The following is a 22,029-nucleotide window of genomic DNA, read 5'->3' as shown; positions in this document are numbered from 1 at the left end:
TTACGGGGACAAAGTGCAAGGAAAACCGGCGCTTTGAGCGATCACATTGAGGCTCTTGCAGAGGCTCGGCTTTGGCCGCTCAGCCGACCGAGGAAGAGGCTCTAAAGCCGCAGGATTGCTCAACTATCGCCATCTGGCGATGGGCCTTAATCCGGGGTTTACCATGGCTGCACATGACAGAATCGCGACAGCCAAAGGGTGTCAAGCGCAGAAATTTGGGCGCGATTGTGGCTAGGGAAGATTTGACCACAAGGGATGGTGGTCACCCCATAGGTAGTGTGGCCTGCTGCCGGCAGTACTAAACGGCCGGCAGCGGGACCACAAATGGCTCAGGCGGCGGCAGGGAGCCGGGCGATGACCTTGATCTCGAAGTCGAAGCCGGACAGCCAGGTGACGCCGACGGCGGTCCAGTTGGGGTAGGGCGCTTCGGTCAGGACGCGGTTCTTGACCGCCATGACGGCGCCGAACTGGTTTTCCGGATCGGTGTGAAAGGTGGTGACGTCGACCACATCCTCTAGCGTCGCGCCGGCAGCGGCGAGCACGGCGATCAGATTGTCGAATGCCAGCTGCACCTGCCTTTCGAAATCGGGTTCGGGCGAACCATCGGTGCGGGCGCCGACCTGGCCGGAGACAAACAGCAGGTCGCCGGAGCGGATGGCGGCTGAATAGCCGTGGGCGGCGTAAAGTTCGTGACGGCCTGCGGGGAAAACGGCCTGGCGCTGGGTCATGATGCAATTCCTCTTTTCATTGCCGCGGCGTTTGGGATATCAATTCGGATACGCCGCGTATGTGAGTTGATAGTTCGCATACGTAACGTATGTCAATTCAAATACGTTCCGTATGTGAAATGGGGAAAAGGCCATGGCCGGCAAGACGCGCGCCGAAATGATGGAAGAGACGCGGCTCAAGCTGCTGCAGGCAGCGCGCAAGGCCTTTGCGGAAAAAGGCTATGCCGCCTCCTCGATGGACGAGCTGACCGCTGATGTGGGGCTGACGCGGGGGGCGCTCTATCACCATTTTGGCGACAAGCAGCAATTGCTGGCCGCTGTGGTCAATGAGATTGACGCCGAAATGGCGGCCCGGGCGCAAGAGATCGGCAGCAGCGAGGCCAATGACTGGGACGCGCTGATGGCCGAAGGCGTGGCCTATATCGAAATGGCGCTGCAGCCCGAGGTGCAGCGCATCGTGCTGCTGGATGGTCCGGCCTTCCTTGGCGATCCCGCGCAATGGCCGAGCCAGAATGCTTGCCTCAAGGCGTCGGTGGAAAAGGTCACGGGGCTGATCGAGACGGGGGTGATCAAGCCGGTCGATGCGGAGGCGGCAGCGCGGCTGCTAAATGGCGCGGCGCTCAATGCGGCGCTGTGGATTGCCGCCAGCAATGAGCCGCAAGTGGTGTTGGGCAAGGCCGCGGCGGCCTTTCGGGCGCTGGCGACTGGCATGCTGGTGAAAAGCTGAGCGGTCAGAACAGCTCGTCGAGCGTGCAATAGTAGTGGTAGCGGGCCTCATTCCAGTCGGCGCCATAGGCGGAGAGGAAGGGCGCAACATGTTCTGGGCCGCAATTGTAGATCAGGCTGCGGCAGGCAAGGGCCAGATCCTGCCAGCGATCGGCTACGCCGAGGCGGCCAACGTCGATGACGCCAGCGAAGCGGCCATCGCTGGCCATGATATTGGGCAGGCTGGCATCGCCATGGGTGACGACGAGGTCTTCGGCCGGAGGGCGATTGTCGAGCAGCCAGTCGAGCACCTGGTGCGCAGTCCAGCCGTCGCGGGCGTCATCGAAATCGCTCTCGTCAACCCGGCCGGCTTTGACATTGGCGGAGCCGCTGGACAGCTTGGCATCGAGGCGGTGATCGAAGGGGCATGTAACGGGATCGAGCGCGTGCATAGCCCTCAGACCGGTAGCCAGGATTTTCCGCAAATCTTCGGGGCGATCGACCAGGTGGGTGAGATCCGTGCCGGGCAGGGCGGTCATCAGCAGCCAGTTGAAACCAGCGTCGGCAAAGCTGTCGCGAACCTTGGCGGCTGGGACGGGCGTTTTCTCCAGCCATCGCAGGCGTCTGGTTTCGCCAGGTAGCTCGCTGAGCGGGTGAATGGCTTCGGCCTTGAGGAACAGGGCTTGTCCCTCGTCTTCAATCCTCCAGACCATGGCATCGGACCGGCCCAGCGTGATCGGCAGACGCTTGCGCAGGAAAGCCAGCCGGGACGGCAGTGCCAGTTCGTGGTTCGAAGATATGGACATGGCCCCTCCGATGATGACGGTAAAGGAGATTGTCGCTGCGGTAAAATCCTTGCCAAACACTAGGCTCGGATCATCGCCCATGGTACACCGCGACAACTCGCATATTCGACGGCGGAATCGACACGTGGCCAAACCCGGTATCAAAAAGTTCCTGAGTGAAATCTTCGTCTGGTGGAATGGCCAGACCTGGGGCACGCGGCTGTGGATCTGGCGCTTTGGCGACTATGTCGGCAGCGACGAATTCGGCAATAAATACTACCAGGACAAGAAGGCCGACCGGCGCTATGTGACCTATAACGGTTACGCTGATGCCTCGACCATTGGCCAGGGCTGGCACGGCTGGATGCATCACCGCTCCGACGTGGTGCCGACCAAGGCCGGCTATGTCGCCAAGTCTTGGGAAAAGCCGCATGAGGCCAACCTGACCGGTACGGCTGCCGCGTACCGTCCCGATGGCAGCCTGCTCAACAAGGGCGAACGCCCGCGCGTCACCGGCGACTACGACGCCTGGTCGCCCGAATAAACGCCTTGCGCCGGATCGGCCCCATTTTCCAGACCGTGATCATGTCGCTGGTCCCGTTCGCGGGACTGGCGCTGTTGGGTCTTGCCACGCCCGCCATGGCGCAGCCGATCGCCAATCCGGTGGCAAGCTTTGCCGGCCTCGACAAGATCACCGGCCGCATCACGCGCTTCGATGTCTATATCGACGAGACCGTGCTGTTCGGCGCTTTGGAAATCACGCCACGCGCCTGCTATACGCGGCCCAGCACCGAGGCGCAGAGCGTTTCGGCCTTTCTGGAAGTCGATCAGCGCAGCCTGACGGGCGTCTCCAAGCGCATCTTCAGCGGCTGGATGTTTGCCGACAGCCCGGCGCTTAATGCCGTGGATCACGCGATCTATGATGTGTGGCTGGTCGAGTGCAAAGTTTCCACTGACGTGCCGGCACCGGATCAGCGCTAGGTTTTTTCGGCTGGCTGTCGAAGCCGGACTGTTTCCCTCGTCGTCTGCAATGTTAGCCTCTTTTGAGGCTGTTTCTGTTGACGCGAGAGGAGCGCTGCAATGCTGACTTTGCCGGAAGTGGTCGAACGACCCGAACGGGCCTATGCCTTTATTCCCTTTACCGTGCGCATGAACCAGATGCAGAAGCCGGCCAATGAGGGCTTTCCGAAACTGTTCGCCCATCTGGGGCAGAGTGGCATCGAACCGGCGGGCGCCGCCTTTTACAATTATCGCCGCATCGACATGAGCGACACGCTGGATGTCGAGGCCGGCGTGGCGGTGAGCCGCAGTGGGTCGAATGGTGGCGAGGTGCAGTTTGGCACGCTGCCGGCAGGGCGCTATCTGACGGTCACCTGGCACGGCCATCCCGACAAGCTCTATGATGCTACCGCCATGCTGATCGGCTGGGCCAAGGAGCGGGCGCTGGCCTTCGACGTGCGGGAGGCAGCGGATGGCGATCACTTCGCCTGCCGGCTGGAAATCTACGAAAGCGATCCGGACGAAGAACCTGACATGGACAGGTGGGTGACGGTGCTCGAATTCAAGCTGCGGGATTGAGCCGGTCCCAGGCGGACCAGTCGCCCTCGAGAAGGAGCGCGTCGGCGAGGCGCTCCTCATAAACCGTGCGGGGGATTTCCACGCCGCCGAGCGATTCCAGGTGATCGGTGACGAACTGGGTGTCGAGCAGCGCGAAGCCGCCGACGTTGAGCCGTTCCACGAGGTGTGCCATGGCCATCTTGCTGGCATTGGTTCGGCGGTGAAACATGCTTTCGCCAAAGAAGGCGCCGCCAATGGCCAGGCCATAAAGCCCGCCTACGAGGTCCGGGCCGTCCCAGACTTCCACCGTATGAGCGACGCCACGGCGGAACAATTCGCCATAGACATTGCGGATGGTGCGGTTGATCCAGGTGGTGTCGCGATCGGCGCCGACCGTGGCACAGCCCTCGATGATCGCCTCGAAGTCGCTGTCGACGCGGACCGTGAAACCCGACTTACGGATCGCCTTGCGCAGGCTGGTCGAGAGGTGGAAGCCGTCGAGCGGCAGGATGCCGCGCAGTTCCGGGCTGACCCAGAACAGGTTTTCGTCCTCGGCGTCCTCGGACATCGGGAAGATGCCGGCACGATAGGCGCGGATGATCAGCTCGGGGGTGATCTCGATGTCAAAGGGATCTTGCCGGCGGGCCATTGTCATACCCTCTTGTAACAACCACCGGACGGTACCTCCCCCTTGACGGGGGAGGCTAGGAGGGGTGCGGACTGGGCCCGATACTGTGGCCAAACGTCCCCCTCCCTTGATCCCTCCTGCAAGGGGGCGGGTGTCGACTGCGGGACTTGCAGTCAGATGTCTTAGACCTTGTTCTCGGCCAAATACTTTTCCAGCCAGTGGATGTCGTAATTGCCAGCCAGGATGTCGGGCTCGCGGATCAGGCGCTGGAACAAGGGCAGGGTGGTCTTGATACCGTCGACGACGAATTCGTCGATGGCGCGGCGCAGGCGCTGCAGGCATTCGTCGCGGGTGCGGCCGTAGACGATGAGCTTGCCGATCAGGGAGTCGTAATAGGGCGGGATCTTGTAGCCCTGATAGACCGCCGAATCGACACGCACGCCAACCCCACCGGCCGGGTGGTAGAAGGTGATGGTGCCGGGCGAGGGGGCGAAGGTCTGCGGGTCCTCGGCATTGATGCGCACTTCGATGGCATGGCCATAAAAGCTGACATCGGACTGGCGCATGGAGAGGGCTTCGCCCGAGGCGACGCGGATCTGCTCATAGACGATGTCGATGCCGGTGATGCGCTCGGTGACCGGGTGCTCCACTTGGAGGCGGGTGTTCATTTCGATGAAATAGAACTCGCCGTTTTCGTAGAGGAATTCGATCGTGCCGGCGCCGGAATATTTCAGCTTGCGCATGGCGGCGGCGCAGATCTCGCCGATCTTGTCGCGTTCTTCGGGGGCGATGGTTGGGCCACCGGCCTCTTCCCAGACCTTCTGGTGGCGCCGCTGCAGCGAGCAGTCGCGAACGCCAAGATGGACGGCGTTGCCCTGGCCATCGCCGAGCACCTGCACTTCGATGTGGCGCGGCTTGCCGAGGTATTTTTCCATATAGACGGAATCATTGCCAAAGGCGGCCTTGGCCTCGGTGCGGGCGGTCGACCAGGCTTCGAGCACGTCTTTTTCGGTCTTGGCGACCTTCATGCCACGACCACCGCCACCGGCGGTTGCCTTGATCAGCACGGGATAGCCGATTTCCGCGGCGGTCTTGAGCGCGTCTTCATCGCTTTCGACGGCGCCGGCCGAACCGGGCACCACGGGAATGCCAAGCTCGACGGCGGTCTTTTTGGCCGTGATCTTGTCGCCCATGATCTCGATGTGATGCGCCGAGGGACCGATGAAGGTCACCTTGTGCTCGCCGAGGATCTTGGCGAAACGGGCGTTTTCACTGAGGAAACCGTAACCGGGATGTACGGCATCGGCGCCGGTGATCTCGCAGGCGGCGAGAATCGACGGGATGTTGAGATAGCTGTCCTTGGCGGAGGGCGGGCCGATGCAGACGCTTTCGTCGGCGAGGCGCACATGCATGGCATTGGCGTCGGCCGTCGAATGCACGGCCACGGTCTGGATGCCGAGCTCCTTGCAGGCGCGCAGGATGCGCAGGGCGATTTCGCCGCGATTGGCGATGAGGACCTTCTGGAACATGAGGTTCCCCTTACTCGATGACGACGAGTGGCTCGCCGTATTCCACCGGCTGGGCATCCTGGACGAGGATGCGCGTGACGGTGCCGGAGCGATGCGCCGGGATCTGGTTCATGGTCTTCATCGCTTCGATGATGAGCAGGGTCTGGCCTTCGGTGACCTTGGTGCCGACTTCGGCAAAGCTGGGCTTGCCCGGCTCGGGCGAGCGATAGGCGGTGCCGACCATGGGGGAGGTCAGGGTGCCGGGATTGGAGGCGAGGTCTTCCACGGCGGCAGGAGCTGCAGCGGGGACCGAGCCGGCCGGAGCCAATGGCGCAGCGGCAGCGGCCGGCGGCGCATAATACTGCGGTGCCTGGGTGTAAACCGGCGCTTCATTGGCATAGGAGCGCGTGACCCGGACCCGGAAATCTTCCTTTTCGATCTCGATCTCGGCGAGATTTTCCTTGTTGAGCAGCTCGGCAATGGCCCGGATCAGGTCCTGATCGTCTTGCGATGACTTGGTCATTCTTGTCGTCTCCCGCGCTGGACGCGTTGATCTCTATTTGAGTTTTTCGGCAAGCGCTGTGAGCGCCATTCTATACCCGTTGACGCCAAAGCCGCAAATGACGCCGAAGGCGACAGCCGACACAAAGGAATGGTGCCGGAAGCTTTCACGCTGATGGATGTTGGAAATATGTACTTCGGCCACCGGCAGTCCGACGCCCTTGAGCGCGTCATGGATGGCGACCGAGGTATGCGAATAGGCGCCCGGATTGATGACGATAGCATCGGCAGTGCCGCGGGCCTCGTGGATCCAGGTGATCAATTCGCCTTCATGGTTGGACTGGCGGCATTCGACCGCTAGGCCGAATTCGTCGCCGGTGCGGCGGCAAAGGGCCTCTACATCCTGGAGCGTCTCGGCGCCATAGATTTCGGGCTCGCGGGTACCGAGCAGATTGAGGTTCGGGCCGTTGAGGACGAGAACGCGCTTAGCCATGATTTTTGCCTTTTGCACCGGCCGTTCGGGCTGGCGCAAGTCCGGTTATACGAAATGCACTGAAAAGGCAAAAATCATGGCCAAAGGAGGGCTTAGCCCTCGCATTGTGTCTCGCCGCAGGCGCGCATATTGGCGATGCGGCTCTTAAGCTCGTCAAGGCCGATGGCACCGGGGATGATCTCATTGCCGATGATATAGGTCGGGGTGCCGGTGATGTTGAGCGCCTTGGCGATCTCGTAGGAGGTCTGGATTTTCCTGGCCACCGGCTCGCTGTTCATGTCGAGCTCGAGGGCAATCGGGGAGAGCCCCAGAGCGCCGGCGGCGGCGAGGGCCACCTGCTTGTCGACCTGGCCGCGGCTGGTGAACAGGGCCTCGTGAAAGCTCCAGTAGTCGACATCGGCATCGCCCACCAGCACCGCGACGCGGGCGGCATCGATGGATTCATTGGAGAGAATGGGGAATTCCTTGAGCACGACGCGCAGGTTGGGGTCTTCGGCCAGCAGGGTCGCGAGATCGGGCAGGGCGTTGCGGCAATAGCCGCAATTGTAATCGAAGAATTCCACCAGGGTGACGTCGCCATCGGGATTGCCGAGCACGACCTGGCCGGGATCGTTGAAGATCTTGTCACGCATGGCGGCGATGGCGAAGCCGGACTTCTGGCGCTCCTCGGCCTTGACCGTGGTTTCGAGCGCCACCGACATGCGCTGCAGGATTTTTGGGTCACCCATCAGGAACGATTCGATCATCGGATTGAGCGTGGCCGGATCGATCTGCGCGACGTCCTGAGCCGGAACGATGACCGGCGCTTCGGCGAGACGTTTGGCGTCATAGTCGCTGAGCGCCTGGGTGATCATGGCCTCTACCGCGACCATATCGGTTTGGGGCGCTGGCTGGTTGAGCGTGGAATAGCCCAGGGCCCCGGCCAGAATGCCCACAAGGGCCACGAGGGCAAGAGTGACGCGCGACATAGACAGCTCCCGATGCAATGGACCGCTTCTAGCAGAGGCGATGGCAGATTGGCAGCGGGGAGTGGCGAGGCCGCGCGGGCCGGCATCAATTGTAGTTGAGGGTGTCGGCGGAACGGGCTAGGCCGGAGAGAAACACGGAGCCAGCATGACCGAATTGCCCGCCGATGGACTGATGCCCTTCCACGCCATGGAAATTCTCAAGCGCGCCAAGGCGATCGAGGCGACGGGGCGGACAGTCTGCCATCTCGAAGTGGGCGAGCCCGGTGCACCGCCGGCACCGCGGGTGATCGAGGCGGTTGGCAAGGCCCTGCCGCTGGCGCAGGGCTATACCAATGCCAAGGGGCTGACAGAATTGCGTGAAGGGCTGACGGCCTATTACGCCGCCCAGCATGGGGTGACGGTGGATCCTGATTCCATGCTCTGCACAATGGGGTCGTCCTCGGGCTTCATCATCGCGTTTCACACGGCGTTTCGGCCCGGCGCGCGCATCGCAATCACCCGGCCCGGCTATCCGGCCTATGTGAATACGCTGCTGGGCCTCGGCTTCGGCATTGCCGAAATTCCGCTCAGCGCCGAAAACGGCTGGCGGCTGACCGGGGCGGATATTGCGGCGGCCCATGCCGATACGCCCTTCGAGGGCCTGCTGTTCGCCAGTCCGGCCAATCCGACGGGCGCGACGGTGGATCGGGCTGGGCTGGCCGATATCATCGCGACCTGCCAGCGGCTGGGGGTGCGGCTGATTTCGGACGAAATCTATCATGGCCTCGACTATGCCGGGCCGTCGGTCTCGGCGCTGGAGCTGACGCGCGATGCCATCGTCATCAACTCATTCTCGAAATATTACTGCATGACCGGCTGGCGCATCGGCTGGATGGTGCTGCCCGACGATCTGGTGCGCCGCGCCGAAATCCTGCAGCAGAACCTCTTCATCTCGGCGCCGACGCTGAGCCAGATCGCCGCCACCGTGGCGCTGGGCGAGCGCGACTATGCCGAGCAGCAGAAGGCCGGCTATGCCGCCAATCGGCAATTGCTCAATGACGGGCTGCATGCGCTGGGCTTTGACATTGGCGCGCCATCGGACGGGGCCTTCTATGCCTATGCCGGGATTTCACGCTTTTCCAACGATGCGATGAGCTTTTGCGAGACTTTGCTCGACGAAGCGGGCGTGGCGATCACGCCGGGGATCGATTTTGACCGCGCCGGCGGCAACCGGTTTGTTCGATTCTCCTATGCCGGGAAGCGCGAGAGTGTGGAACTGGCGCTGGAGCGGATGGGCAAGGTTTTGCGCTAGGCGCCTAAGCGAGTACCGACAAACAAAAAGGGCGGCCCGGAGGCCGCCCTTTCAATTTCTAGCCTAGACCAAGCCGGCGCTGCCACCAGCCGCCCTTCTTCTTGGGCTCCTCGGCAGGCTTGCCTTCGGCTTCCGGCTCTGCCTTGGGGGCGCTGGAGGAGACCACCACGCCTTCGGCGGGCAGTTCCTTCTTCACCCTGCGCGGCTTGGGCGCCTCGGCAGGGGCTTCTGAGGCGGGCACTGGTGCCGGTGCGGAAGTGGCCTCGGCGACAGGCGCGTCTGCGACCTCGGCAACGGCTGCCTGGGCGACTTCGGCTGCTTCCACAGCTTCGGCCTTGGGCTTGCGGGCACGCGGCTTGCGCTTGGGCTTTTCGTCCTCGGCAGCAGAAGCGGCTTCGGCGACAGCGGCGACGGGCGCGGTTTCGGCCGGGGCCGATTCAGCCGTTTCGTCGACCTTCTTGCGACGCGTGCGCTTGGGCTTTTCGGCCGGCGCGGCTTCGACAGGTGCGGCTGCCTCGGCGATCGCGGGTTCGGCAGCCTGGATGGCGTCCTGCGCGAGGAGATCCGAAGCGACCGCTTCGGTCTGGGCTTCGGTTAGGCCGTCTTCGCCAGCCGGCGAGGGCGCGCGAACGCCATCTTCGCCATCGCGACGGTTGCGGCGGCCACCACGGCGACCGCGACGGCGGCGCTTGCGGGGCTCGTCGTCACCAGCGGCTTCGCCGGACGGACGGCCCGGGTTTTCTTCTTCGCCCTCGTCTTCGTCGGTCTCGCCTTCGGCAACATTGGCTTCAACGCTTGGCGCCTGGGCAGCGCGCTGCTGCTGCGGACGCGGACCGCCTTCTTCGCGATCGGCACCGCCACGACGGCGGCGGCGACGGCGGCGACGGCCTTCGCCTTCACCGGCTTCGGCAGACGCTGCAGCGGCGGGTGCCTCTTCGGCCTCCTCCTCGTCCTCGACGATGTCGTCGTCGATATCGTCTTCGATGATGGCGCTATCGACGCGGACATGCTCGGTGACGCGAGTCTCGGCATAGGCCATGACGCGGGCTTCGCCCTTTTCGATGGCGAACTGGTGGCCGGTCATCTTGCCGTCAGCGGTGATGGTGATCGACAGCTGGTTGCGGATTTCCAGCGCGATCAGGGTGTCGCGCTTGAAGTTGAGGATATAGAGCGCGACATCGACCGGCACGCGTACGTTGATCGACTGGCCCTGGCGGCGCAGCACGTGGTCTTCGATCTGGCGCATGATCATCAGCGCCAGCGATTCGACCGAACGCACGAGACCGGTGCCGTCGCAGATCGGGCACTTGTGGGTCGAGCTTTCGACGACGCCGAAGCGGATGCGCTGGCGGCTCATTTCCATCAGGCCGAAATGGCTGATGCGGCCGACCTGGATGCGGGCGCGGTCGTCCTTGAGGCAATCCTTGAGCTTGCGCTCGACGGCCCGGTTGGAGCGGTTCTCCATCATGTCGATGAAGTCGATGACGATGAGGCCGGCCAGATCGCGCAGGCGAAGCTGGCGGCTGACTTCCTCGGCGGCTTCCAGATTGGTCTGGAGCGCGGTGTCCTCGATATTGTGCTCCTTGGTGGAGCGGCCCGAGTTCACGTCAATGGAGACGAGCGCCTCGGTCGGGTTGATGACGATATAGCCGCCGGAGGGCAGGGTAACCGTCGGCGAGAACATCGAGTCGAGCTGGGCTTCGATGCCATACTTGGAGAACAGCGGCTGATCATCCTTGTAGAGCTGCACGTTCTTCGCGTGGCTCGGCATGATCATGCGCATGAAGTCCTTGGCCTCGAGGAAGGCCGCATCGCCCGCAACGAAAACCTCGTCGATATCCTTGTTGTAGAGGTCGCGAATGGTGCGCTTGATCAGCGAGCCTTCCTCATAGACGAGGCATGGCGCCTGCGACTTGAGGGTCAGTTCGCGCACTGATTCCCAAAGGCGCATCAGATATTCGAAGTCGCGCTTGACCTCGGCCTTGGTGCGCGAGGCACCAGCCGTGCGCAGGATGACGCCCATGCCCTGCGGCACTTCAAGATCGGAGGTGATCTCCTTTAGGCGCTTGCGGTCGGCGGCATTGGTGATCTTGCGCGAAATGCCGCCGCCACGCGCGGTATTGGGCATCAGCACGGAATAGCGGCCAGCCAGCGACAGATAGGTGGTCAGAGCCGCGCCCTTGTTGCCCCGCTCTTCCTTGACCACCTGCACCAGCATGACCTGGCGGCGCTTGATGACTTCCTGGATCTTGTAGTGACGACGGTTCTGGCTCTGCCGGCGACGCTCGGGAACTTCTTCCAGCGCATCGGCGCCACCGATCGATTCGACGGGTTCGCTATTGGCCGGGGCCTGCTCGATATGGCTGTCTTCTTCAGTCTCCTGGGGATCGGCTTCGGCGTCGGGCTCGGTTACGCCTTCGGGCAGCGAGACAGTGTCTTCGGCTTCGTCGTGGTGCTCGTCCTCGGCCTCTTCGTCGCGCAGCAGGGCTTCGCGATCGGCAACCGGGATCTGGTAATAGTCGGGATGGATTTCGCTGAAAGCGAGGAAGCCATGGCGATTGCCGCCATATTCCACAAAGGCCGCCTGCAACGACGGCTCAACGCGCGTGACCTTGGCGAGGTAGATATTGCCCCGCAACTGCTGACGCTGGGCTGATTCGAAGTCGAACTCTTCGATCCGGTTACCCGATGTGACGACAATCCGTGTTTCTTCCGGGTGGATGGCATCCACCAGCATTCTCTTGGTAGCCATATTGAACTCCGCGCGCTCGCGCGCCGACAAGAGGCCGCCGGAAAACCGGCGTCCTGACTGTGGCGCTGTGCGAGGCGAATGGTTTGGGGTGTATGGCGCGCAGAAGCTCTGCCTTCATCGCGCCGGTCGATGTGGTCATGGCCGGAAGATGCTGCGTGACAAAGCGGCAATCGGTAATTTCGATCGCGTCGCGCTCTGTCCGCTTGCGGGCCATCTGACCTCTTCCTATTGGATTGCCTCTCGGCAACCGTCCGGCCCCGAAAGGCCGAAATTCGTAGTGAAGCGCTGGATTTGCCGCTTCTGAACCGGAGGTCGGGAGCTCTCTTCGATCCCTCGTCCGGCCACTCCCCGTACCACCGTCGTCGGTCCAAAAGACCTGCGCAAACTGGTTCTGCGGGAAGCATGCGCTTCACCTCTAAGCGTGTAGGGATGTTGAGACAGATTGGCAACAAGAAAGTCGAAAAGTAACCATGACAGGGGCTTGCGAGGGGCAGGGGATGTCATGGGAGGGCGGCGCGGACTGCGCCATGCCACCCCGCCAGATTTGGCCTATGTGACCTGCATGAAGCGGATACGGTTGCCAAACGGGTCGGTGACCTGGACTTCAAGCCGGCCATCCTGCTCCTCGAGGCCCGGCTTCATGTAGCGATAGTTCTTGCCGGAAAGTTCTGCGTGGAATTGCTGGATACCCTGCATATAGACCATGGCATTGCCGCCGGGCATGCTGTCGCCGGCATGTTCGGAAAGGTGCAGGCGCAGGCCGCCACGCGAGACCTGGGTATAGAGCGGGAAGTTCTCGCCATAGCGATGTTCCCAATCGACGCTGAAGCCGAGGAAGCCGAGGTAGAATTCATGCGCCTTAGCGACGTCGAAGATGCGGATGATGGGTACGGCCTGTTCGAAGGCCACGGTGTCGCCCTTTGGCTCGGCGTCGATTTTGACAGCCAGGATGTTCCAGGTGGCGAGCCCGAATTGCTGGGCGACGATTTCCAACGCCTGGCTGTGCTGGATGGTGATGCCGCTGGCGGCAAGGGCCTCGCGCAGGCTCCTAGCCATGGCTTTCGCATCGCGATAATCGCGCATGTCCGTTCCTTTCGTGGTGGCGAAAGTTCTCGTCAGTGCCCGCATTGCCGACGCCTTCGCCCGACGAATGAACGGGAAAGGACAGAGCGTGGAGGCATTCGCCATATCCCTTGCAGGACGCGGGCTGCCGGCCGCCTCCGGCCGTAGCGGGATCATAGCGCGCGTCACTGTTTTGTCAGCCCCAAAGTGATGCGTTGGCCGCAAGGGCAAATCATCGCATAAGAGCGGTCGCGCCGCAGAATCGCCCGACCATCATGGGAGATGCGGCAGACATGTTCACGGGGCCGGTCTGCGCTTGCTGAAATCCATTCGATTACTGGTTCTGCCGCTCGTGGCGGCGCTGCTGCTGGCCGGTGGCCTGCAAGCCCAGGATGCGCCGGCGGCGCCTGCCGAAGTTGCACCTGTCGCGCTGCCCAATGTGATCGACGTGCGCGTTTCGGCGACCCCGGAGCGGGCGCGGCTGATCATCGACCTCGCCGCCAAGACCGAATTTGCCCTGGTGTCGCTGAGCGAACCCGACCGCATCGCCATCGACGTGCGGGCCGCGACCTTTTCGGTGCCGGAGCCGAGCGGCAAGCCGGCCGGCGAAGGCAATATGATCAGTGATTATCTGGTCGAGCAGGCGGCGCCCGACCGGGTGCGCACCATGCTGACGCTATCGGCGCCGGCCCAAGTGCAGCAGGCCTATGTGCTCGACCCTTTCGAAGGCCAGCCGGCGCGGCTGGTGGTGGATGTCATTCCGGCGACGGCCGAGGAATTCGCCGCCAATGTGGCCCGCGATGCGGCTGCTTCGGGCACGGCGACGCCGCCGGTGACGGCGGACTCGACACCGGCTGGCGGTTCCGAACTGCCGATCGCGACGCGGCCGCTGGTGGTGATCGATCCCGGCCATGGCGGCATCGACAGCGGTGCCGAAACCGCCGATGGCATCAAGGAGAAGGACATTGTGCTGTCCTTCGCGCTGAAGCTGCAGGAACTGCTGGTGTCGTCCGGGCGGTTCGATGTGGCGCTGACACGCGAGGACGATACGTTCCTGCGGCTCGAAGAGCGCGTGGCGCTGGCGCGGACCAACAAGGCCGACCTCTTCATCTCGCTGCATGCCGACAGTTTCCAGCAGCCGGAAATTCGCGGCGCCAGTGTCTATACGCGCGACGAGAATGCTACCGACGTGCTCGATAAGGTGCTGGCCGACAACGAGAACAAGACCGACATCATCGCCGGCTTCGCTATGCCGCAGATGGCGCCGGAAGTGGTGGATATCCTGCTCGACCTGATGCGGCGCGAGATGCGGCATCAGTCGTTTGTGGCGGCGCAGGCCATCGTGCATCAGCTCGAGCCGAGCGTCGAACTGCGCCGCTTCCCGGTGCGGCAGGCCGACTTTTTGGTGCTGCAGGCGCCGGATGTGCCCTCGGTGCTGCTGGAGCTTGGTTTCCTCAGCAATGCCGATGACATGGCCAATCTGCTGCAGGGCGAATGGCAGGACCGGACCGCCGATGCGCTGGCGCGGGGGATTTCGAGCTATTTCGACAGCATGGTCCCCGACGAGTGATGTGACAATTGCGTCACGGCGCTTGGCAAGCGTTGGGCTTGCTGGCTTGTGATGCCAATTGGCGGCGCAATCTGCTATGATTCTGCGGTGAATCCGGCGCTTAGGGGCAGGCGGCGGGGTTCTGGTTTACGGCAGGCCACAGGGCTTTCCGGGAGAGATACGTATATATGTTGCGCTTGCTCGGCTGGATTTTTGGGTTTTCGATGTTCGCCGCGCTGGCCGGGGTCGGCGTGGCGGCGGTGTACCTCACCACGGTTGCTGCCGATCTGCCAGATTATACCGTGCTCAAGGATTACCAGCCGCCGGTGACCACGCGCGTGCATGCGGCCGATGGCACGCTGCTGGCCGAATTTGCCCGCGAGCGCCGGCTGTTCCAGCCGATCGAGACGGTGCCGCCGCTGCTGGTGCATGCCTTCCTTTCGGCCGAGGACAAGGATTTTTACAGCCACGGCGGCATTGCGCTGGATGGTCTGGTCCGCGCGGCGCGCGATAACCTGCTCGCCCGCATGGATGGCAATTCGGCCATTCAGGGTGGCGGTTCGTCGATCACCCAGCAGGTGGCCAAGAACTTCCTGCTCAGCTCCGAGCAAACCTGGGATCGCAAGATCCAGGAAGCGCTGCTGGCCATCCGCATCGAATCGACCTTTTCCAAGGACCGCATTCTCGAGCTCTATCTCAACGAGATTTTCCTCGGACTGAACTCCTATGGCGTGGCGGCGGCGGCGCTGAATTATTTCGACAAGGCGCTGTATCAGCTGACGCTGAGCGAAGCGGCCTATATCGCGGCGCTGCCCAAGGGTCCGAACAATTACCATCCGTTCCGTCGCCCGCAGGCCGCTATCGAGCGCCGCAACTGGGTGATCGATCGCATGGTGGAGAATGGCTATGCGACGCTGGAAGAGGCGTCCATTGCCAAGGACGAGCCGCTCAATGTCATTCCGCGCGCCGGTGGCAGCCAGCTCTATTCGGCCGAATATTTCACCGAAGAAGTGCGCCGCGAACTGGCCAAGCTCTATGGCGAGGACCAGCTGTATGGCGGCGGCTTGTCGGTGCGCACGACGCTGGAACCGCGGCTGCAGGAATATGCCCGCCGCGCGCTGATGGATGGCTTGATCTCCTACGACCACACCAAGGGTTTCCGCGCGCCGGTGGCGACGATCGAGGTGGGCGAAGACTGGGGCGCTGACGTCGCCAAGATCATTCCGCTCAGCGACGTGCCGGAATGGCAGCTGGCCGTGGTGCTGTCGATGAATGGCAATGAGGCGCAGATCGGGCTGCGGCCCGATAATCTGGCCGACAATGCCGTGGGCGACGAGCGGACCCTGGGCACGCTGTCGGGGCCGGAGATCAAATGGGTCTCGAAGCCGCTGCAGGACATCCTCAAGGTCGGCGACGTGGTCTATGTCTCGCCGGTGTCCGGCAAGACCGGCATCTATACGCTGGAACAGGTGCCCGAGATCGAGGGTGCGCTGGTGGCGATGGATCCGCGCACCGGCCGCGTGCTGGCCATGGTCGGCGGCTTTTCCTATGCGATGAGCGAGTTCAATCGTGCCACGCAGGCGCTGCGCCAGCCGGGTTCGTCGTTCAAGCCGATCGTCTATGCGGCGGCGCTGGACAATGGCTATACGCCGGCTTCGGTGGTGCTGGATGCGCCGGTGGAAATCCGCAATGGCGACGGTTCGATCTGGCGGCCGGAAAACTATGCGCAGGAATTCTACGGTCCGCAGACGCTGCGCCGCGGCATCGAGCGAAGCCGTAACGTCATGACGGTGCGGCTGGCCAAGGATATCGGCATGCCGCTGATCTCGGAATATGCGCGGCTGTTCGGCGTCTATGACTCGATGCAGCCGGTGCTGGCCATGGCGCTGGGCGCCGGCGAAACCACCGACATGCGGATGACCGCCGCCTATGCCACCATCGCCAATGGCGGCCGCAAGATCGTGCCGACGCTGATCGACCGCGTGCAGGACCGCTATGGCGTCACCGTTTACAAGCATGACCAGCGGCTCTGCCAGGGCTGTTCCAGCGAGGCCTGGACCGGGCAGGGTGAACCCACGATCATCGACAATCGCGAGCAGGTGCTCGATCCGATGACCGCCTATCAGATCACCTCGATGATGGAAGGCGTGGTGCAGCGCGGCACCGGTACCGCCGCCAAGGTGCTCAACCGTCCGGTGGCCGGCAAGACTGGCACCACCAATGACTATAAGGACGCCTGGTTCGTCGGCTTCACGCCGGAACTCGCCGTGGGCGTCTATGTCGGCTACGACCAGCCGCGCTCGATGGGTTCGTCGGTGACCGGCGGCAGCTTTGCCGTGCCGATTTTCACCAGCTTCATGGCCAAGGCGCTCGAAGGCAAGCCGGCGACGCCTTTCGTCGAGCCGTCCGGCATGACCAATGCCTGGATCAATCCCAATTCTGGCGTCAAGGCCTTCGAGGGCGAAGCGGGCATCGAGGAAGCCTTCAAGCCGGGCACCGGTCCGAACCTGATGACCTCGGTGATCGGCATCGACGTCAATACGGTGGATGCCATCCAACGCCAGCAGATGATGCAGCAGCAGTATGACTCCGGCTTTGTCAACCAGCCCGGCTTCAACCAGGGGCAGGGCGGGGGCAGCGCCCAGCTGGTCTATGATCCCTCCACCGGCCAGTGGGTTGATCCGAACCTGGGGCGTGGCGGGCTGTTCTGATGCCGGGCTTCGTGATTTTTCCGCATGCGGCGCTGAGCCTCAAGGCTGTGCCGCGACCGGTTGATGCGGCCATGCTGGAGGCTGGGGCAGCCCTCTTGGCTGCGGCGCAGGAGGTGCAGGCCTATGGCCTTGCCGCGGCGCATCTGGGGCTGAACGAGCCGGTGGTCGTGATCAGCTTTGCCGGAGACGCGGATCCGCGCGATTATCGGCTGTTATATAATCCTGCAATCCTGCAGCTGTCCGATGAGACAGAGATAGGGCCGGAAGGCTCGGTTTCGATGCCGGGTATCCAGGCGCCGGTGATGCGTGCCCTGCGGATCGAGCTTGCCTATGACGATGCACAGGGGCAGCGCCGGCAAGTTGAAATGAACGGTTTTGTGGCCCGTATTGCCCAGCATGAAGTAGATCAAGTAAATGGTCTGTTTTTTACTAAACGACTGTCCAAGGTGAAACGGGACATGGCTACGCGCAAATTCCTGAAGAGCTTGGACAAATAGGCGGAATCCACCCCGCCTAAAGGTCAGACATTCATACTTATTTAGGTACAAATACGTAGTATATTCTCGGGAAATACTCGAGGGTACGTTATGGTACAAATATCGCTATTTCAGCGTCACAATAAAAATCAGCGGTTTACAGACAAGGCGACCCTCGATGCCATCGGGCGCTCGCAGGCGGTGATCGAATTTGCCATGGATGGTACTATTCTCACGGCCAACGAAAACTTCCTCAGTGCCATGGGCTATGCCGCTGCCGAGATTATCGGGCAAAAGCACAGCATGTTCGTCGCCAAGGGCCAGGATGGCGCCGAATACCAGGCCTTCTGGGCGGGCCTGCGCGCCGGTAAATTCGATGCCGGTGAATACAAGCGCATCGGCAAGAATGGCCGCGAGGTCTGGATCCAGGCTTCGTATAACCCAGTGATAGGCGCCGACGGCAAGCCGATCAAGGTGGTGAAGTTCGCCACGGACATTACCGCAGCCAAGCTCAACTCGGCCGATACGCGCGGCCAGCTCGACGCCATCGGCAAGTCGCAGGCGGTGATCGAATTTTCCATCACCGGCGAAATCCTGACCGCCAATGCCAATTTCTGCAGCGCGCTGGGCTATCGGCTCGACGAGATCAAGGGCCAGCATCACCGGATGTTCGTGCGGCCCGAGGAGGCCAGTGATCGGGCCTATGGCGCGTTCTGGGCAGCGCTGGCGCGGGGCGAGTTTCAGTCGGCCGAATATCTGCGCATTGGCAAGGGGGGGCGGGAAGTCTGGATTCAGGCGACCTATAACCCGATCTTCGACATGAATGGCGTGCCGTTCAAGGTCGTCAAATATGCCACCGACATCACCGCTCGCAAACGTGCGGTGCAGTTGCTCGGCGAGGGTCTGGCGACGCTGGCCAGGGGCGATCTGACTGGCGATATCGACGGGCAGTTCAGCGGCGAGCTGGATGAAGTCCGCACCGCATACAATTCAACGCTGGCCAAGTTCGCCTCGATCATCGAGCGCATTCGCGACACCTCCGGCACGCTCAAGGTGGCGACCACCGAGCTTTTGGCCGGTGCCAATGACCTGTCCGAACGCACCAGCCGCCAGGCTGCGGCGATCGAGCAGACCTCGGCGGCAATGGACCAGTTGGCCTCGACGGTCAGCGACAATGCCAAACGCGCCGATAGCGCCAGCGGCAAATCCCGCAGCGTCTCCAAGACGGCCGAAGACACCGGCACGGTGATGTCGGAAGCCAATATGGCGATGGAACGGATCACCCAGTCCTCGGGCAAGATCTCCAATATCATCGGCATGATCGACGACATCGCCTTCCAGACCAACCTTTTGGCGCTCAACGCCTCGGTGGAAGCGGCGCGGGCTGGCGACGCCGGCAAGGGCTTCGCCGTGGTGGCCGTGGAAGTGCGCCGGTTGGCGCAATCGGCGGCCAGCGCATCAAACGACGTCAAGGCACTGATCGAGCAATCGGCCACCGAGGTTTCGAGCGGCAGCAAGCTGGTGGCACAGGCCACCGACAAGCTGACGGCCATGCTGGACGGCATCAAGGAAAATGAACTGCTGATCCGGGGCATTGCCCAGGCCAGCCAGGAACAGTCCAGCGCCATCGAGCAGGTCACCACAGCGATCCGCCAGATGGACGAGATGACCCAGCACAATGCGGCGCTGGTCGAAGAAACCAATGCGGCGGTTGAACAAACCCAGGCACAAGCCGGTGAACTCGACAGAATTGTCGAAGTCTTCATCACCGGCGCGCCGCAGGTGGCGCGTCAGGCCGCGCCCAAAAAGCGCGCATCGGCGCCGGCAGCACGCGTCTATCTGACTGAAGGTTCGGCCGCGCTCAAGGCCGACTGGAACGAGTTTTAGCCAGTCGCCTAGCCGATCCCGGGCCGCTGGCGGGTTGATCCTGCCGGTGGCCTCGTCTACATGCACCATCGAACAATGATGGGTAGCAATATGCGTATGGAAATCGAAAGAGCCATCGCCGAAATCGAGCAGGTTCTGACCCTGCTGAGGAGGCATCTTTGACTGGGATACTGCAGAGCTGCGCCGCGACGCGCTGACCGCCGAGACTGAATCTCCCGATTTCTGGAACGACTCCGAGAAGGCCCGCGCCAAGATGCGCGAGCGCGACGAACTCGACGTGGCCGTCAAGGCGGTGCGCGAGCTTGAAGCGGGCATCCGCGACAATTCCGAACTGATCGAGATGGGCGAAGCCGAAGGCGACGCCGATATTATCAAGGATGCCGAAGCGGCCCTGCTCGAACTCAAGCAGATGGCCAAGCGCCGGCAGATCGAGACTTTGCTGTCGGGCGAGGTCGACGCCAATGACGCCTATGTGGAAATCCATTCGGGCGCCGGCGGCACCGAGAGCCAGGACTGGGCCAACATGCTGCTGCGCATGTATACCCGCTGGGCCGAACGCCGGAAGATGAAGGTGGAAGTGCTGGAAATGCATGACGGCGAAGAAGCCGGCATCAAATCCGCCACGATCAAGGTTTCCGGCCACAATGCCTATGGTTGGCTGAAGACCGAGAGCGGCGTGCATCGTTTGGTGCGCATCAGCCCCTATGACTCCGCAGCGCGCCGCCACACCAGCTTTTCGAGCTGCTGGGTCTATCCGGTGGTGGACGATTCCATCGATATCGAAATCCGCGAAGCCGACCTTAAGGTCGATACCTATCGCGCCTCGGGCGCTGGCGGCCAGCACGTCAACACCACCGACTCGGCCATCCGCATCACCCACGTGCCCTCGGGCATTATCGTGGCCTGCCAGCAGGAGCGCAGCCAGCACAAGAACCGTGCGACGGCGATGGCCATGCTGAAATCGCGTCTCTATGAGGCCGAATTGCAGAAGCGCGAAGAGGCGGCCAATGCCCAGGCCGCCAGCAAGACCGATATCGGCTGGGGTCACCAGATCCGCAGCTACGTGCTGCAGCCCTACCAGATGGTCAAAGACCTGCGCACCGGCGTCGAAAGCGGCCAGCCTTCGGTAGTGCTGGATGGCGATGTGGATGACTTCATGGAAGCGGCGCTGGCGCAACGCGTCGGAGTGGCGACGGATGTTACTGCTGACTAGCTATCGTCGAGACTGAGATCGAAGAGAAATCCCCGCGACAGCGGGGATTTTTGTTTGTGGACTTAGCCCAACAAAGCCAGGAGCCGCTTGCCGGCGTCGATGAAGGCTTTGGGATTGATCGCCATATCGGACTTGCGCACTTCGAAATGCAGGTGCGGCCCGGTGGAGCGGCCGGTGGAGCCGACCTTGGCGATCGGCGTGCCGGTGTTGACGGTCTGACCTTCTTCGCTGAGATAGCCGGAGAGATGGCCATAGCGAGTCACGAGGCCATTGGCATGGGTGACTTCCACGGTTTTGCCATAGCCCGATCGCACGCCGACGAAACTCACCGTGCCGGCGCCTGCCGCCAAAACCGTCGTGCCGGTGGGGGCGGCAAAGTCTAGTCCGGCGTGAAAGGCACGGCCGCCAGTGAAGGGGTCGGTACGATTGCCGAAGCCGGAGCTCTGGCGGAAATTGCCACTGATCGGCATGTGGATCGGCGCAGAATCGATGCTGGCACGCGCGGCCTTGTAGCGAACCAGCGCGGCCATGACCGCATTGGCGTCATCGACCATGTTGACGCTTTCGGCGTCCGGCTGGGCGGCCAACAGCGGGCCGCCGACGCCGTCGAGTGCATCGGGCAGGGCGACACGAATGCCAAGGCCATCCAGTTCGGAGACGATGTCGCGGGTGCGCTGGGTAGCGGTTTCGGCGATGGAAGTCATGGCAAACTGGGTTTCGCCCATCATTTGCGCCACGGCTGCAGCGGTCGCGTCGACATCGGGATTGCCCGAGGCCGTGACGGGCGCCATGTCGCGCAGGTCGAGCGCGGCAGTTGGGCCCGGCGCTGCTGGCTCGATGCCAAGCTCGCCGGCCTTGTCGACCAGCACGCGCACCAGCTGGTGCTGTTCGAGCAGCACTTCCTGCTGCTGCGCCAGTTCCTGCAATTGCAGGTTCATGTCGCCGGCCTGGGCATAGCTGCGCGAATGCAGGCGATCGACCTCGACGCGCAACTGCGCGATGCGATCCTCATAGGCGGCGATGACCTGTTCGTTCTGGCCATTGAGCAGCTTGCTGATATCGGGCGCGAGCAGCACTGCCGTGCCCATCAGCGCATTGCCGACCAGCAGCACGGCAAACATGCCGTAGAACAGGGCGGGATGAATGCCCGAGCGGGGTGGCTGTGCGGCGTCGCGATCGGTACGCCCGAAACTGGCCTGGTGACGCACGCTACGA

19 protein-coding genes and 1 pseudogene are annotated in these 22,029 nt (G+C 62.6%); 10 read left to right on the top strand and 10 right to left on the bottom strand.

Annotated elements, in window-relative coordinates:
* Positions 1–329 precede the first annotated feature (329 nt).
* On the bottom strand, positions 330–728 hold the full coding sequence (locus BM045_RS14410; RefSeq protein WP_092184430.1) for a RidA family protein: 399 nt from the start codon (positions 726–728) through the stop codon (positions 330–332).
* A 133-nt stretch (positions 729–861) separates the two neighbouring features.
* Here BM045_RS14410 and BM045_RS14405 point away from each other — a divergent pair, with 133 nt between their 5' ends.
* Positions 862–1,455, top strand: coding sequence for a TetR/AcrR family transcriptional regulator (locus tag BM045_RS14405; protein WP_170848521.1), 594 nt, complete (start codon positions 862–864; stop codon positions 1,453–1,455).
* 4 nt (positions 1,456–1,459) lie between these two features.
* Here BM045_RS14405 and BM045_RS14400 read toward each other — a convergent pair whose 3' ends face one another.
* Entirely contained in the window at positions 1,460–2,239 is a 780-nt protein-coding gene (locus tag BM045_RS14400) for an APH(3') family aminoglycoside O-phosphotransferase (protein ID WP_092184822.1), read from the bottom strand.
* A gap of 139 nt (positions 2,240–2,378) precedes the next feature.
* On the opposite strand from BM045_RS14400, the gene BM045_RS14395 reads away from it, so the two are divergent.
* The 3 genes from BM045_RS14395 to BM045_RS14385 all read left to right on the top strand — a co-directional run bounded on the left by BM045_RS14395 (position 2,379) and on the right by BM045_RS14385 (position 3,796).
* A complete protein-coding gene (locus tag BM045_RS14395) occupies positions 2,379–2,762 on the top strand; it encodes an NADH:ubiquinone oxidoreductase subunit NDUFA12 (RefSeq protein WP_092184820.1) in 384 nt (127 codons plus the stop codon).
* Positions 2,763–2,803: 41 nt separating this feature from the next.
* Complete coding sequence (locus tag BM045_RS14390) at positions 2,804–3,199, top strand: DUF2155 domain-containing protein (protein WP_092184818.1); 396 nt, start codon at positions 2,804–2,806, stop codon at positions 3,197–3,199.
* 99 nt (positions 3,200–3,298) lie between these two features.
* Complete coding sequence (locus tag BM045_RS14385) at positions 3,299–3,796, top strand: GyrI-like domain-containing protein (RefSeq protein ID WP_092184428.1); 498 nt, start codon at positions 3,299–3,301, stop codon at positions 3,794–3,796.
* On the opposite strand, the gene aat is transcribed toward BM045_RS14385, so the two are convergent.
* From aat to BM045_RS14360, 5 genes are all read right to left on the bottom strand, one after another.
* Positions 3,780–4,424, bottom strand: a complete 645-nt coding sequence (aat, locus tag BM045_RS14380) for a leucyl/phenylalanyl-tRNA--protein transferase (RefSeq protein WP_092184426.1) — start codon at positions 4,422–4,424, stop codon at positions 3,780–3,782. The two genes, BM045_RS14385 and aat, sit on opposite strands and share 17 nt — an antisense overlap.
* Before the next feature lie 161 nt (positions 4,425–4,585).
* A complete protein-coding gene (gene accC, locus BM045_RS14375) occupies positions 4,586–5,932 on the bottom strand; it encodes an acetyl-CoA carboxylase biotin carboxylase subunit (protein ID WP_092184424.1) in 1,347 nt (448 codons plus the stop codon).
* Between the two features lie 10 nt (positions 5,933–5,942).
* On the bottom strand, positions 5,943–6,434 hold the full coding sequence (accB, locus tag BM045_RS14370; protein ID WP_092184422.1) for an acetyl-CoA carboxylase biotin carboxyl carrier protein: 492 nt from the start codon (positions 6,432–6,434) through the stop codon (positions 5,943–5,945).
* 33 nt (positions 6,435–6,467) lie between these two features.
* The gene (gene aroQ / locus BM045_RS14365; RefSeq protein ID WP_092184816.1) at positions 6,468–6,905 is read right to left on the bottom strand and encodes a type II 3-dehydroquinate dehydratase; all 438 of its coding nucleotides are present in this window, start codon (positions 6,903–6,905) and stop codon (positions 6,468–6,470) included.
* Positions 6,906–6,997: 92 nt separating this feature from the next.
* Complete coding sequence (locus tag BM045_RS14360) at positions 6,998–7,873, bottom strand: DsbA family protein (RefSeq protein ID WP_092184420.1); 876 nt, start codon at positions 7,871–7,873, stop codon at positions 6,998–7,000.
* A gap of 145 nt (positions 7,874–8,018) precedes the next feature.
* Between BM045_RS14360 and BM045_RS14355 the strand changes: the two genes are divergently transcribed.
* Complete coding sequence (locus BM045_RS14355; protein WP_210185026.1) at positions 8,019–9,164, top strand: pyridoxal phosphate-dependent aminotransferase; 1,146 nt, start codon at positions 8,019–8,021, stop codon at positions 9,162–9,164.
* A gap of 58 nt (positions 9,165–9,222) precedes the next feature.
* Here BM045_RS14355 and BM045_RS14350 read toward each other — a convergent pair whose 3' ends face one another.
* Together BM045_RS14350 and BM045_RS14345 are read right to left on the bottom strand one after the other, a co-directional pair.
* On the bottom strand, positions 9,223–11,916 hold the full coding sequence (locus BM045_RS14350; protein WP_092184812.1) for an Rne/Rng family ribonuclease: 2,694 nt from the start codon (positions 11,914–11,916) through the stop codon (positions 9,223–9,225).
* A gap of 549 nt (positions 11,917–12,465) precedes the next feature.
* A complete protein-coding gene (locus tag BM045_RS14345; RefSeq protein WP_092184418.1) occupies positions 12,466–12,999 on the bottom strand; it encodes a glyoxalase superfamily protein in 534 nt (177 codons plus the stop codon).
* Between the two features lie 295 nt (positions 13,000–13,294).
* Here BM045_RS14345 and BM045_RS14335 point away from each other — a divergent pair, with 295 nt between their 5' ends.
* The 5 genes and pseudogenes from BM045_RS14335 (at position 13,295) to prfB (ending at position 20,814) form a co-directional block, all read left to right on the top strand.
* A complete protein-coding gene (locus BM045_RS14335) occupies positions 13,295–14,548 on the top strand; it encodes an N-acetylmuramoyl-L-alanine amidase (RefSeq protein WP_092184414.1) in 1,254 nt (417 codons plus the stop codon).
* 167 nt (positions 14,549–14,715) lie between these two features.
* Positions 14,716–17,061 (top strand): annotated as a pseudogene (locus tag BM045_RS14330) (penicillin-binding protein 1A); the annotation flags it as partial.
* A 176-nt stretch (positions 17,062–17,237) separates the two neighbouring features.
* Positions 17,238–17,735 carry a peptide deformylase gene (locus tag BM045_RS14325; RefSeq protein ID WP_092184410.1) on the top strand — a complete coding sequence of 166 codons (498 nt, stop codon included), beginning with the start codon at positions 17,238–17,240 and terminating at the stop codon, positions 17,733–17,735.
* Between the two features lie 90 nt (positions 17,736–17,825).
* Positions 17,826–19,601 carry a methyl-accepting chemotaxis protein gene (locus BM045_RS14320; protein ID WP_092184408.1) on the top strand — a complete coding sequence of 592 codons (1,776 nt, stop codon included), beginning with the start codon at positions 17,826–17,828 and terminating at the stop codon, positions 19,599–19,601.
* 90 nt (positions 19,602–19,691) lie between these two features.
* Positions 19,692–20,814, top strand: a protein-coding gene (prfB, locus tag BM045_RS14315; protein WP_139198807.1) for a peptide chain release factor 2 whose coding sequence is annotated in 2 segments (ribosomal slippage) — positions 19,692–19,760 and positions 19,762–20,814 — 1,122 coding nt in all. Because the reading frame shifts where the segments join, the coding sequence is not laid out codon by codon here.
* A gap of 62 nt (positions 20,815–20,876) precedes the next feature.
* Here prfB and BM045_RS14310 read toward each other — a convergent pair.
* Entirely contained in the window at positions 20,877–22,022 is a 1,146-nt protein-coding gene (locus BM045_RS14310; protein WP_210185025.1) for a M23 family metallopeptidase, read from the bottom strand.
* Positions 22,023–22,029 lie beyond the last annotated feature (7 nt).

Origin of the sequence: Devosia sp. YR412 (assembly GCF_900110945.1) — a bacterium.
Classification (GTDB): Bacteria; Pseudomonadota; Alphaproteobacteria; order Rhizobiales; family Devosiaceae; genus Devosia.
Note: the sequence above shows the minus strand (reverse complement) of the source record. Positions and strands in the feature narration are given on the sequence as shown.

Coding starts and splice junctions, on each gene's coding strand:
- BM045_RS14410 (WP_092184430.1), bottom strand. CDS start 728: ATGACCCAGCGCCAGGCCGTTTTCCCCGCAGGCCGTCACGAACTTTAC.
- BM045_RS14385 (WP_092184428.1), top strand. CDS start 3,299: ATGCTGACTTTGCCGGAAGTGGTCGAACGACCCGAACGGGCCTATGCC.
- aroQ (WP_092184816.1), bottom strand. CDS start 6,905: ATGGCTAAGCGCGTTCTCGTCCTCAACGGCCCGAACCTCAATCTGCTC.
- BM045_RS14320 (WP_092184408.1), top strand. CDS start 17,826: ATGGTACAAATATCGCTATTTCAGCGTCACAATAAAAATCAGCGGTTT.
- BM045_RS14355 (WP_210185026.1), top strand. CDS start 8,019: ATGACCGAATTGCCCGCCGATGGACTGATGCCCTTCCACGCCATGGAA.
- BM045_RS14400 (WP_092184822.1), bottom strand. CDS start 2,239: ATGTCCATATCTTCGAACCACGAACTGGCACTGCCGTCCCGGCTGGCT.
- BM045_RS14360 (WP_092184420.1), bottom strand. CDS start 7,873: ATGTCGCGCGTCACTCTTGCCCTCGTGGCCCTTGTGGGCATTCTGGCC.
- BM045_RS14345 (WP_092184418.1), bottom strand. CDS start 12,999: ATGCGCGATTATCGCGATGCGAAAGCCATGGCTAGGAGCCTGCGCGAG.
- accB (WP_092184422.1), bottom strand. CDS start 6,434: ATGACCAAGTCATCGCAAGACGATCAGGACCTGATCCGGGCCATTGCC.
- accC (WP_092184424.1), bottom strand. CDS start 5,932: ATGTTCCAGAAGGTCCTCATCGCCAATCGCGGCGAAATCGCCCTGCGC.
- BM045_RS14325 (WP_092184410.1), top strand. CDS start 17,238: ATGCCGGGCTTCGTGATTTTTCCGCATGCGGCGCTGAGCCTCAAGGCT.
- BM045_RS14390 (WP_092184818.1), top strand. CDS start 2,804: ATGTCGCTGGTCCCGTTCGCGGGACTGGCGCTGTTGGGTCTTGCCACG.
- BM045_RS14350 (WP_092184812.1), bottom strand. CDS start 11,916: ATGGCTACCAAGAGAATGCTGGTGGATGCCATCCACCCGGAAGAAACA.
- BM045_RS14405 (WP_170848521.1), top strand. CDS start 862: ATGGCCGGCAAGACGCGCGCCGAAATGATGGAAGAGACGCGGCTCAAG.
- aat (WP_092184426.1), bottom strand. CDS start 4,424: ATGGCCCGCCGGCAAGATCCCTTTGACATCGAGATCACCCCCGAGCTG.